11 protein-coding genes and 1 pseudogene are annotated in these 12,416 nt (G+C 66.9%); 6 read left to right on the forward strand and 6 right to left on the reverse strand.

All coding sequences use genetic code 11. The features are described from left to right. The first annotated feature begins 30 nt into the window (after nt 1-30). Nucleotides 31-648 carry a TetR/AcrR family transcriptional regulator gene (locus tag ABZ795_RS16770; RefSeq protein ID WP_357530991.1) on the forward strand — a complete coding sequence of 206 codons (618 nt, stop codon included), beginning with the start codon at nt 31-33 and terminating at the stop codon, nt 646-648. Here ABZ795_RS16770 and ABZ795_RS16775 read toward each other — a convergent pair whose 3' ends face one another. The 6 genes and pseudogenes from ABZ795_RS16775 to ABZ795_RS16800 form a co-directional block, all read right to left on the reverse strand. Next, the gene (locus ABZ795_RS16775) at nt 649-1,293 is read right to left on the reverse strand and encodes a GNAT family N-acetyltransferase (RefSeq protein ID WP_357530992.1); all 645 of its coding nucleotides are present in this window, start codon (nt 1,291-1,293) and stop codon (nt 649-651) included. Nucleotides 1,294-1,306: 13 nt separating this feature from the next. Further along, nucleotides 1,307-2,546: pseudogene (locus tag ABZ795_RS16780) on the reverse strand (amino acid permease). Nucleotides 2,547-2,584: 38 nt separating this feature from the next. After that, nucleotides 2,585-3,319 (reverse strand): GPP34 family phosphoprotein, encoded by a 735-nt coding sequence (locus tag ABZ795_RS16785; protein WP_357530993.1) that lies wholly within the window; start codon nt 3,317-3,319, stop codon nt 2,585-2,587. Then, nucleotides 3,316-3,543: a hypothetical protein gene (locus ABZ795_RS16790; protein ID WP_357530994.1), complete on the reverse strand. Its 228-nt coding sequence runs from the start codon at nt 3,541-3,543 to the stop codon at nt 3,316-3,318. Before ABZ795_RS16790 ends, ABZ795_RS16785 begins: the two co-directional genes overlap by 4 nt. Next, nucleotides 3,540-3,794: a hypothetical protein gene (locus ABZ795_RS16795; RefSeq protein WP_357530995.1), complete on the reverse strand. Its 255-nt coding sequence runs from the start codon at nt 3,792-3,794 to the stop codon at nt 3,540-3,542. The genes ABZ795_RS16790 and ABZ795_RS16795 overlap by 4 nt, the downstream gene beginning before the upstream one ends. Nucleotides 3,795-4,213: 419 nt before the next feature. Continuing rightward, entirely contained in the window at nt 4,214-4,429 is a 216-nt protein-coding gene (locus ABZ795_RS16800) for a hypothetical protein (protein WP_357530996.1), read from the reverse strand. Nucleotides 4,430-4,550: 121 nt separating this feature from the next. On the opposite strand from ABZ795_RS16800, the gene ABZ795_RS16805 reads away from it, so the two are divergent. From ABZ795_RS16805 to ABZ795_RS16825, 5 genes are all read left to right on the forward strand, one after another. Beyond that, complete coding sequence (locus ABZ795_RS16805) at nt 4,551-5,348, forward strand: GntR family transcriptional regulator (RefSeq protein ID WP_357530997.1); 798 nt, start codon at nt 4,551-4,553, stop codon at nt 5,346-5,348. Further along, complete coding sequence (locus ABZ795_RS16810; protein WP_357530998.1) at nt 5,345-5,899, forward strand: GCN5 family acetyltransferase; 555 nt, start codon at nt 5,345-5,347, stop codon at nt 5,897-5,899. The genes ABZ795_RS16805 and ABZ795_RS16810 overlap by 4 nt, the downstream gene beginning before the upstream one ends. A 264-nt stretch (nt 5,900-6,163) precedes the next feature. Next, nucleotides 6,164-7,909, forward strand: coding sequence for a class I SAM-dependent DNA methyltransferase (locus tag ABZ795_RS16815; RefSeq protein WP_357530999.1), 1,746 nt, complete (start codon nt 6,164-6,166; stop codon nt 7,907-7,909). Beyond that, entirely contained in the window at nt 7,906-9,159 is a 1,254-nt protein-coding gene (locus tag ABZ795_RS16820) for a restriction endonuclease subunit S (protein WP_357531000.1), read from the forward strand. Before ABZ795_RS16815 ends, ABZ795_RS16820 begins: the two co-directional genes overlap by 4 nt. Further along, nucleotides 9,159-12,332, forward strand: coding sequence for a DEAD/DEAH box helicase family protein (locus tag ABZ795_RS16825; protein WP_357531001.1), 3,174 nt, complete (start codon nt 9,159-9,161; stop codon nt 12,330-12,332). The genes ABZ795_RS16820 and ABZ795_RS16825 overlap by 1 nt, the downstream gene beginning before the upstream one ends. Nucleotides 12,333-12,416 lie beyond the last annotated feature (84 nt).

Genomic DNA, 12,416 nt, shown 5'->3' on the forward strand with positions numbered 1-12,416 from the left:
CCGCCACTTAGCAACCTCGGAGGTGAGCCCATGACCGCTGCGCAGCGCGCCGACGCGCGGCGCAACTACGCACGCCTGCTCGCCGTCGCGGTGCAGGAGGTCGCCGCACACGGCGCCGACGCCTCCCTGGAGCAGATCGCCCGCGTCGCCGGAGTGGGCTCGGGCACCGTACGGCGGCACTTCCCCAGCCGCCACGCCCTGCTGGCGGCGGTCTTCCGCGAGCGCGTCGAGGCCCTAGCGGCACACGCCGCCGACCGGACCGACCGAGCCGACCCCCGGGCCGCGCTGCTGGAGTGGCTCAAGGCCGTTCTCGCCTCCGCCGCCACCATCAGCGGGTTGGCCGAGGCACTGAATCGCGACCGGGCTGCCGCCCCCGAGGACACCCACGTCTACTGCGCCTGCGCGCAACTGACCGCCGCGGGCGAGCCACTGGTCCGGCGCGCGTCCGCCGCCGGGGCCCTCGCCCCGGGGGTGACGATCGACGACCTGCTGACCCTGATCACCGGCATCGCCCTGGCCACCACCCACCACCCCGACCCGACGGCCGAGGCCGCCCGCCTGCTCGACCTGACCATCACCGGCATCAGTCCCCGGACCGGCTCAGCGCTGGCCGACTCGACGACCTCGCCTACGGATGGTGGGCGGTAGTCACAGGGACCGCCGGTGTGGCCGGGTGCGCGGGAAGGGGCTCCGGCCGCCGCTGGTGGGGGCGCCGCGCCACATCCGCCAGATCACGGGGCCTTCCGTGGGCAGCACGATGGTGGGGCCGGCGTGGTAGCCGAGGCGGAGGTAGAGCCGCCGGTTACGCATGTTGCTGGCCTCCAGGTACGCCGGCAGGCCGAGCTGGTCGAGACGACGGTGCTGGTCGGCGAGCAGCGCGGCGCCGATGCCCCGGTTCTGCCGGGTCGGGGCGACGGCCAGGTAGGCGAGGTAGTGGTGCGGGTCGTCCGGGTGGAAGGCGTCGAACATCTCCTCCAGCAGCACGAACTTCGGGGCGTACGGGCCCGCGATGTGTTCCAACGTCGCCAGTCGGCTGCGGGTGTCGACCGGGGTGGGTTCGAGGCGGGGGTACCAGATCGCGACGGCCGTCTGGTCGCCTGTGGTGTACACCTGCCCGTGTTCCAGCCCGTGCTGGAAGGCGTCGGCGAAGTACTCGTAGTAGACGGTCCGCCGGTCGACCGGGTCGGGAATGAGCCAGTCGGCGAGGGGGCCTTCGTGGAACGCCTCGGCGAGTACGCCGACCAGCGGCCCGGCGTCGGCCTCGGCGGCGGGGCGGACGAGCAGGTCGGTCACGGCTTCTCCCTGGTCAGGCGGGTTGGCGGAGGGTGTCGGGGGTGCGCAGGGGTCCGGTGTCGCGGTCCGCGCCCAGGCCGACTGCGGCGTACACCTCGGGGTTTGTGGTGCGCAGGACCAGCGCCCACCCGATGCCGAGCAGCGCGACGGCGGCGTACCCGGCGGGGAATGCCCAGCGCAGCGGCGAGTCCGGCGCGACGCCGAGCAGGGTGGCGAACTCCCGCAGCGTCACGGTGAGGATCCCGCCCAGCGCGACCGTGGCCAGGCCCGGTGCGATCAGTGACCGCCAGGGTCCTTCGGGGTGGGTGATCCGGGCGAAGAAGCCGATCACGGCGGCGGAGGTGACAGTCATCAGGATCAGCACCCCGAGCCCACCGGTGACGGTGACCCAGAAGAACAGGTGCACGATCGGATCGGCCCCGGCCACGGCGTAGCCGACCAGCACGCAGAACGCGAGCCCCCTCTGGACGAGGGAGCCGACCTTCGGGGCGCCGGTACGCCGGCTGGTGCGACCGAACACGGCGGGCAGCAGCCGTTCGCGGCCGAGCGCGAACAGGTACCGGGCCACGGTGTGGTGGAAGCTGAGCAGCGCGGCGAACAGCGAGGTGATGAAGAGGACCCGGGCGACGGTGACGATGCTGTCGGCCAGGTACGGCGACACCAGGTTGAAGATCAGGTCGGTGCCGTCGGCGCGGGCCGCCGCCACGATGCGGTCCGGGCCGGTGGCCACCGACATCGCCCAGGCGGAGAGCCCGTACAGCAGGCCGGTGACGGCGACCGCGATGTACGTGGCACGGGCCGAGCACCGCGACGACCGCCCACACCGCGAGGGCGCAGACCCACCAGGTCAGGCCGATGCCGTACCGGTTGTTGAGGAACTGGGCGGTGACAGCGCCGGCCCCACCGTAGAGCCCGATCTGCATGGCGTTGTAGGCGAGCAGCGCGACCATGGCGGCACCGACACCGGCCGGGCGGCCGAGCCCTCGGGTGACGTAGGTGTAGAAGGCGCCCGCGTTGACGATCCGGCGGGACATGGCCACATAGCCGACCGCGAACAACGCCAGCACGGCCGCCACCAGCAGATAGGACACCGGGATGCCGGTGACCCCGGTGACCGCGTACCCGGTGGTCGCGCCGCCCGCGACGACGGTCAGCGGCGCGGCGGCGGCGATCACGAAGAACACCACCGACGGGATACCGAGCCGCCCGCGCGCGAGGACGGCGGAGACGGTGTCGGGTTTCGAGTGGGACATGGGTTCTCTCTCGACGAGAAGGGATGAATGCAGGACGGTCAGGTGGTGCGATGGCTCAGTACGGCGCTGCCGACGACGGCACCGAGGTCGGCCAGCAGGTCCCGCAGCGGCGGCGGGGCCTGCTCGACCTGCTGGCGCAGGAAGGCACGCACGGCCGGGGGTGTGCCGTCGAGCAGGATCGGATCGAGCTGGGTGTGCACCGCCAGACCGGCGAGGGCAACATCGAAGGCGTTCAGGCGTTGGTGGTTGCGCAGTTGAAAGGAGAGCCGGGCCCACGACCAGGCGGCCGTGTTCATGTCCGCCGGCACGTAGACGGTGCGCTGTCGCCACAGCCGACCGACCTGCTGCTGGCGGAGCAGCCCGAGCTGCCACATCCGGGTGGCCACCTGCTGGTAGGCGTCCGTGCCGAAGTACGCCAACCAGGTACGGGTCTCGGTGTGACGCGGCTCCGCGACCAGGCGATCGAGGACGAGGTTTTGTAGCCAGTCCCTCGGCGGGAAGGTGTTGACCACCCGCAGGCGCCGGCCCTCGAAGGTGACCCGACCCTCGCCGTACAGCTCGGCCAGCAGCCCGGCGGCCAGACCGTACGCTGTCGCCGACTCGAACAGCCGCGACCGGCCGGTCTGGTCGTCGTGCGCCAGGTAGAAGAACTCGTCGGCGAGCCGTACGGCGCTCGGCATCGCGGCACTGCCGACGGCGCGTACCGGCCGGGCCGGCTCCGGATGCTCGCGCAGGTGTGGGGCATGGTCGTCGCCGTGGGGTGTGCTGTTCACCGCGGCCGGCCCTCCTCGGTCGAATCGTCGATGGGAAACCCGAGCCGCCGAAGGAGCTTCCGGCCGCCGGGATGACGGCCGAGTTCCTCGACCGCCCAGGTGTGCTGCCCGCATCCGCCGTCCTGACAGTGGAAGCAGGTGCTCCCGTCGCGGTGCTGGCGCACGGTGTTGCGCGCCGACTCGAAGCGATCCACATCCCGGTCGCTCTCGTCTGTGCCGGTCACCTCGCCGGCCTTTGGCCATGCAGCGCGGTGACCTTGACCCGCACCTCCATGCAGGGCGGATGCCGGTCGACGTGCGGGTACTCGCACTCCGGCCGATGACCGAGCACCCACACCCACTCGTCCGCCCGATTCGGCAGGTCCCGGATTTGTGTGACGGTGACGGCCACGGCAGTGCCGGGGATCAGGTCGCGGCCGTACGACCAGTCACCCGGATCGAGCCGCAGCAACGTCCCCGCCACGACCTCAGGCACCGGCTGAGGCGTCCTATACACGGCCACGCCTCCACCAACACGCCCACCTGCGCCACCCCGCACTCCCCGGCGGCACATCGCTCGCACCGCTCTGGCCGCCGCGCGCCCCCCACCCGCGTTGATCATGAGGTTGCCGCCCCGGCAAGCGTTTACCCAAGCCATTAACCTCATGATCGACGGTCAGAGTGTCCGGCGACCCAGGGGCGCGGGGGTGGTGGGCGGGCGTGGGCGGGCAGGTGAGGCCGAACGGGCTGTACCGGTGCTCGGCCTCGGCGGGGACGAACCATTTGACGCGCACTGCCATCACCTTCCTGTGAGAGAAGTGCGGCCGGGCGCTCTCCGGCACCGACCGCGTGCCCCGACTAGTGAGTGCAGGGACCGCCCCGATCGGGGGAAACGGTGCGGTCCCCGCACCCGGCTCACGAGCCGGACCCGTTCCGCAGGTACTCCGTCACTCGGGCGGCCGACTGCTCGGCCTGCTCGACGAGCGTGCGAAGTGGGGAGTAGGTCCGCCGCCGCAACTCGCGGGCGTCGTCAGCCTGGTCGAGGCCAGCGAGGAAGAGGCGGGCGCTTTCGAGGGCGCGGTTGACCCGCTCCATTTCGAGAGCCAGCTCACGGGCCTTAGCACTCACCATGCCTCCTTCGTGACTCGATGATGACGACGCGTAAGGTTGGATTCATACCAACCATTACAGGGCGGTGGGCTGCAGTCAAGACCATCCCGATAGATTGGTTGGGACGAAATGAGGAAGGGGCGTGAGCGTGAACCAGCCGAAGTACCGGCGGATCGCCGCCGATCTGCGCGAGCAGATCGCCTCCGGAAGACTGCGCGTGGGCGACCGCCTGCCCACGGAGGCACAGCTCCAGGAGCACTACACGGCGTCGCGCAACACCGTCCGCGACGCGACTGCGGTGCTGATCAACGAGGGTCTGATCGAGCGGGTGCCGGGCCGCAGCGGCGGCATGGTCGTCCGGGAGCAGATCACTCTCACTTTTCACGCCCACCGGGCCGAGATGCCAGCTGGCCCAACGGCCGAGACGGACGCCTGGCGATCGGAGGTCGCCGCTCAGGGCTACGAGGCGTCCCAGGACTTCCGGCTAACGATCGAGCTACTACCGAAGGACCTCGCCGAGCGTCTGCACGTCGAGCCCGAGTCCGCAGCCGCGCTACGGCGATGCGTCCGGCACATCAACGGCGACCCGTCGTCTGTGCAGGACACCTACTACCCGATGGACATGGCCAACGAAATCCCCGAACTGCTGTCGCCGAGGGACATTCCACAGGGCACGACCCGACTCCTCGCCGAACGCGGCTACCCGCAGACCGGCTACTACGACGAGTACGTCTCTCGGATGCCGACGCCCGAGGAAGCGTCCCTGTTGCAACTGCCGCCAGGCACTCCGGTGCTGCTGTTCATCCGCACCGGCTACACCGAGAAGCGGCCGGTCCGAGTGTCCGTGACCGTCTTCGCGGGCGACCGCAACCGGATCGTCAGCACCCATGGCGACCCTGCCGTCATCGCCAAGTTCCGGCCCGAGGAATCACCGAAGTGATCATCGTTCCTGCCCGACCCTGCGACGTTGACATCATCATGAGCTGGCGACGCGAACGGGTCGCCTGGCTAGCCGCGCGAGGCGAGGAGCAGTGGTCCATCCCGCTGCCACGATCCGCCGTAGCGTCGACCGTCTCGGCCGGGCAGACGTGGATGGTGTGGGACGGCGAGGAACCGATCGCCACGATCACCCTGACCGCCTATGTCGACGTGGACGGCTTGTGGAAGCCGGACCGAGACCCAGAAGCACTGTGGCACCCGGAGGACGACCCGGCCGACGCGCTGTACGCGGCGAAGATGATGATCCCGCTGCGCCACGCCAACCAGAACCTCGGCGGCGAGATGTTGGATTGGGCCGGCGGACGGGCATACGAAGCGGGCCTGACCTGGCTACGGCTAGATGCCTGGACCACCAACCAACGCCTGCATGACTACTACCGCCACCAAGGATTCCGCCACGTCCGCACAGTTGAGTCCCGCGTATCCGGCGCGTGCTTTCAGCGGCCCTCCCAGCCGTACAACGGGCACCGCTTGAAGAACGAGACCACCTGATCTCACCCCGAGGGAGGCAGGGGCGGACACCGGTCGTAGTGCCCAGTCAGCGGCATGAGCGGATGTTCGATTGGTTACGACGACTTACTCAACGTGACCGGCGTGGTGCAAGCCGACCTCGTGGTTCGCGTGGTGTGGGATGGATGATGATGTTCTTGTGGCGCACCGGCTGCTGGAGACCGTGCACCGCTTGTTCGGACGGCTTGCGCGGGCTCATGCTGGGCGTCCAACACCTGTCGTCGAGTGAGCCTCGTAAGGAGCTTTGTGAGCACCCTCGGTAGTTTCATCTGGTCGATCGCCGACCAACTTCGGGGCCCCTACCGCCCCAACCAGTACGGCAACGTGATCCTCCCGCTCACAATCCTGCGACGCCTCGACTGCATCCTTGAGCCCGACCGAGACACGGTGCGCGCGCTGGCGGCGAAGTACGACAACCCCAACCGGCTCAAGATCGAAGTCAAGAAGGCGACCGGTCGGCCGTTCTACAACACCTCGAACTACTCCTTCGCCAACCTGCTGGCTGACGCCGACGGGCTGGCGGACAACCTGGCCGACTACATCGACCGCTTCTCGCCCGATGTCGATGTGTTCCAGTACTTCGACTTCAAGAAGGAAATCCTCGCCCTAGAGAAGGCGGAGCTACTGCGCGAGGTCGTCACGTCCTTCAAGGCCGTCGACCTGCATCCGGACGTCGTCTCCAACGCCGACATGGGCGATGCGTTCGAGTACATCATCCGCAAGTTCAACGAGGCCGCGAACGAGACCTCCGGCGACCACTACACCCCACGGGACGCGATCCGGCTGCTGGTCGACCTCCTCTTCGCCGAGAAGGACGCCGAGCTGACCGAGCCTGGCATCGTCCGCTCGCTGTACGACCCCACCGCGGGCACCGGCGGCATGCTCGCCCTAGCCGAGGAACACCTGCTTGCACAGAACCCGGGCGCGAAGCTGCGCCTGTACGGGCAGGAGTACAACCCGCAGTCGTACGCGATCTGTAAGTCCGACCTGCTGGCCAAGGGCCACGACGCGACCAACATCGCCTTCGGTAACACGCTCACCGACGATGCGTTCAAGGGGCGCCCATTTGACTTCTGTATGTCCAATCCGCCCTACGGTGTCGACTGGAAGCAATACGCCAAGGCGGTGACGAAAGAGCGCGACGAGGCGGGCCCCTACGGCCGGTTCGCTCCCGGCCTGCCGTCGACCTCGGACGGGCAGATGCTCTTCCTGCTCCACCTGGTTCACAAGATGCGGGCGCCGGAGGACGGGGGCGGCCGGGCCGGAATCGTGATGAACGGCTCACCGCTCTTCAACGGCGCCGCCGAGTCCGGTCCCTCCAACATCCGGAAGTGGCTGCTGGAGAACGACCTGGTCGACGCCATCGTCGCGCTGCCGACGAACATGTTCTTCAACACCGGCATCGCCACCTACATCTGGATCCTCGACAATACCAAGCACCCTGACCGCAAGGGCCTGGTCCAGCTCATCGACGGCACATCGTTCTGGACCAAGATGCGCAAGAACCTCGGGTCCAAGGGCCGCGAGATCAGCGACGCCGACCGCGCCAAGGTGGTGAAGTTGTACGCCGACTTCATCGACGCCGATCCGGACTATTCCAAGGTGCTACGCACTGACGAGTTCGGCTACTGGACCATCACCGTCGAACGCCCCCTACTCGACGAGTCCAGCAACCCCGTCCTTGACCGCAAGGGCAAGCCGAAGCCGGACACGAAGAAGCGCGACACCGAGAACGTCCCATTCACCTACGGCGGCTCTACCGCCGGTCCGACGGGCAAGGTCGAGGTCATCCAGGCGTACTTCGACGCCGAGGTGAAGCCGCACGTCCCCGATGCCTGGATCGACTGGACAAAGGTCAAAACCGGCTACGAGATCCCCTTTACCCGGCACTTCTACGAGTACGTCCCGCCCCGCCCTCTCGTTGAGATCGACGCGGACCTGGAGAAGCAGGTAGCCAAGATTCTCGACCTTCTCCGGGAGGTCGAGGGATGAGTTCAATGACGCTGATCGGTGCGCACCGGGCTGTCTCCTCGTTGCTGGAAACCAGGCCCAAGTCGTGGGACGTCGTTCGCTTCAAGGGCCTGTTCGACCGACTCGATCGGCGCAACAGCGATCTCTCCTATGAGATGTTGTCGCTGCGCTCGACAGGTGAAGTGGTTGCGCGCGCCGAGATGGGAGGGCGACAGGAGCCGGACGAGAGCAGCCTGCCGAGATACCTCGTCGCCGAGGTCGACGACCTCGTCGTCAACCCGATGTGGCTGATCGGTGGGGGGATCGGCGTGTCTCGGCGGGTCGGAGCAGTGAGCCCTGATTACAGGGTCTTCAGGTCCCGTGACACTCTGCTGCCACGGTTCATTCATTACCTACTGCGATCGCAGCCTTACCTTGATCAGTATTTGTTGTACACGCGTGCACAGACCACCTTCGACCGCCGAGTGCAGCAGCCAGATCTGGACAACCTGCCGATACCAGTGCCGCCGCTGGAGGAGCAGCGCGCCATCGCCGACTACCTCGACCGCGAGCTCGCCCGCATCGACACGCTCATCGAGGAGCAGCAGCGCCTGATCGAGATGCTCAACGAGCGGCGGTGGGCGGTCGTCGAGCGAGAGGTCGCCTTGCTGGACTGGAACACGCCCCTCAAGACCGTTGCGGCGCTGGTCCAAACAGGCCCTTTCGGTAGCCAATTGAAGTCTGACGAGTACGAGGATGGGGGGATCCCGGTGATCAATCCGTCCCACATCGTCGCGGGTGAGGTGATGCCCGACCCACGAATCGCGGTCAGTGCTGAGAAGGCAAAGCAGTTGGCCAGGCATAGGCTTAAGGAGGGCGACCTGATCGCTGCGCGTCGGGGTGACCTCGGGCGCTGTGCCGTTATCGGGCCATCTGCGGAGGGATTCCTGTGCGGAACGGGGTCAGCCGTTGTTCGGCTCGACCGAGCACGTCTGGATCCATCATTCGCCGCGATCGTATTCAGGAGTCGTCGTAACCGCGATGCCCTTGCGCTAGCCTCCGTTGGTTCAACGATGGAAAACCTGAACTCCGACATCATCGGCGCGCTCCGCTTTCCGGTTCCACCGCTCGATGAACAGCGTCGGCTGACAGTAGAGTTGAAACAGGCGACGACCAAGATTGATGCACTCGTCGCTGAGGCGGAGCGGTTCGTAGAGCTTGCTCGGGAGCGGCGGGCGGCGCTGATTACGGCGGCGGTGACGGGGCAGATCGACGTACGGGAGATGGCGTGATGGCCGATCACAACGAGGTCGTCTTCGAGGCCGAGATCTGCGCGTACCTGGAGTCCCACGGGTGGCTGTACTCGGCGAACGACACCGGGTATGACCGGGAGCGGGCGCTTTTCCCCGAGGACCTGTTCGCCTGGCTGGAGGAGACCCAGAAGCCGGCGTACACGAAGGCTTTGAAGGCGGCGGGGTCGCAGGCGAAGTTTCTCGATGTGCTGACCACGGCGCTCGACAAGCCTCTTGAGCATGGTGGCGGGACGCTGAACATCCTGCGTAACGGGGTGCTGTACATCGGTGGTGGTCGGTTGAAGATGGCGCAGTTTCGGCCCGACACCAGCTTGAACGCGACCACCAATGAGCAGTATGCGGCGATGCGGGTGCGGGTGATGCGGCAGGTGCACTTCTCCACCGCCGACCGGCGCAGCATCGATCTGGTCTTCTTCGTCAACGGGCTCCCGGTGGCCACCGTCGAGCTGAAGACCGACTTCACCCAGTCCCTCGATGAGGCGATCAATCAGTACCGCAAGAACCGGCACCCGCTGACCAACGGGCGGCCGGAGCCGCTGCTGTCGTTCGGGCATCGGGCGCTGGTGCACTTCGCGGTCTCCAACGATCTGGCCGCGATGACCACCAAGTTGGAGGGCGAGAAGACGCACTTTCTGCCGTTCGACATGGGGCACGACAGTGGCGCGGGCAATCCGCCGGCTGAGGGCGGACGGTCGGCGACGGCGTACCTGTGGGAGCGGGTCTGGGAGAAGGACGCCTGGCTCACCATCATCGGCCGGCTGATGATCGTGGAGACCAAGGAGGAGTGGGACGTCGCGACCGGCACGTCGGTGCGGCGTACGAGCATGCTCTTTCCACGGTTCCATCAGTGGGAGGCCGTGACGAAGATCGTGGCCGCAGTGCGCGAGGAGGGGGTGGGGCATCGCTACCTGATCGAGCACTCGGCAGGGTCGGGGAAGACGAACACCATCGCCTGGACCGCGCACCGGCTGGCGCGGCTGCACGTGAACGACGAGAAGGTCTTCGACTCGGTGATCGTGGTCGTGGACCGCAACGTGCTCGACGGGCAGCTCCAAGACGCGATCCGGCAGATTGACGGGTCGGGGAAGATCGTGGCCACGATCAGCCGGGAGGACGTTCGCAAAGCGGGGGCGAAGTCGAAATCCGGGCTGCTAGCGACCGCGTTGAAGAACGGGGAGCTGATCATCGCGGTCACGGTGCAGACCTTCCCGCACGCCCTCCACGAGATCCAGGCCGACACGTCGCTGAAGGGACGGCGGTTCGCGGTGATCGCCGACGAGGCGCACTCCTCGCAGTCCGGGAAGGTCTCCTCCAAGCTGCGGGCTGTGCTGACCGCTGAGGAGATCAAGGAGATCGAGGAGGGCGGGGAGGTCGACGTCGAGGCGATCCTGGCCTCGGAGATGACCGAGCGGGCCGAGTCGGAGAACATCTCCTACTTCGCGTTCACGGCGACGCCGAAGAACAAGACCCTGGAGCTGTTCGGTCGCAAGGGCCCCGATGGGAAGCCGGTCGAGTTCCACCTCTACTCGATGCGGCAGGCGATCGAGGAGGGCTACATCCTCGACGTGCTCAGGGGCTACCAGTCCTACGACACCGCACTGAAGATCGCCGGCCGGGCCGAGAGCGCCGACGGCGAGCTGGTGGAAGAGGCCACGGCGCGTAAGGGGCTGATGCGGTGGGTGAAGCTGCACCCGACCAACATCAGCCAGAAGGTGCAGATCATCGTCGAGCACTTCCATATCAACGTCGCTCACCTGCTGGAGGGCAAGGCGAAGGCGATGGTCGTGACCGACTCGCGCAAGGCGGCGGTGAAGTACAAGAAGGCGATCGACGCCTACATCGCCAAGCGGGCCGCCGAGGACGCGTCGTACAACTACCGCACCCTGGTCGCCTTCTCCAACTCGGTCAAAATGGACGAGGACGAGGAGTGGACTTCGGACTGGGGGCCGAGGCCGAGCAAAGACGAGGAGTTCACCGAAGCCAAGCTCAACCCCGGAGCCGGCGCGGACCTCGCCGCCGCCTTCAAGGGCACGACGTACAAGGTCATGCTGGTCGCCAACAAGTTCCAGACAGGGTTCGACCAGCCGTTGCTCTCGGCGATGTACGTCGACAAAAAGCTCTCCGGGGTCACCGCCGTGCAGACGCTGTCCCGGCTCAACCGCACCCACCGCACTGCGGGCGGGGAGCAGAAGCAAAAAACGTTCGTCATCGACTTCGTGAACAAGCCTGAGGACATCCGGACTGCGTTCGAGCCGTACTTCACCAACGCCACCCTGGAGACCGAAACCGACCCGTACGTCGTCGTCCACCTCTCCAACAAGCTCGCCCAAGCCGGGATCTACACGCCAGAGCAGGTGCGCGAGGTCGCCGAACTATGGGTCACCCGCAAAGGCAACAACGCGCTCTCGGCCGCGATCAGCCCGGCCAAGAACGACTTCGCCCGCCGCTACGCTGCGGCGATCGAGGCCGACGACAAGGTCACACTCAACACCCTCGACCTGTTCCGCAAAGACGTCTCCACCTACGTCCGGCTCTACGACTTCATGAGCCAGATCGTCGACTACGGCGACCCGTACCTGGAGATGCTGTCGATCTTCCTGCGGCTCCTGGAGAAGGTCATTACGGACTCCTCCTGGTCGGCAGAGGTCGACCTCTCCGACGTGGTCCTGGTCGGCGTCAAGCACACCAAGGCGACCGCGGTCGACATCTCGTTGACCGGTGACGGCCAGCTCAAGGGCATCGGTGCCGCCGGCACCGGCACCCGGAAGGAGCCGAAGTACGTGGCACTACAGGTCGTCATCGACAAGATGAACGACCTCTTCGGCGCCGAGTCGTTCTCCGCGTCTCAGGTCCGTGAGTTCGTGCAGGGACTGGTGCAGCGGCTGCTCGCCTACCCGGACCTGGTCAACCAGGCCAAGGTGAACTCGAAGAAGCAGTTCATGGAATCCCAGGACTTCCAAGCGGCGGTCATCGACGCGGTCGTCGACAACCAGGAAGCCCACAACACCATGGCCGACTACTTCTTCAGCGACGGCCCCGGCATCAACGCCGTCATCGTGGCTCTCGCGGACGCCTTCCACGAAGCAGCGATCGATCAGCGGACGGACGTGTGGCAGCCCGGTCCCGAAATGGGATCGAGGGCGGCGCCCTAGCCTGGGGAGGTTCCGAACTGGGAGATGTAGATTAGGTGGGCAACGCGGACTGGCTGTGCCCACAAGTCGCATCGCCGGATCGCT

The organism is Micromonospora sp. NPDC047134, from assembly GCF_040643455.1.
GTDB lineage: Bacteria > Actinomycetota > Actinomycetes > Mycobacteriales > Micromonosporaceae > Micromonospora.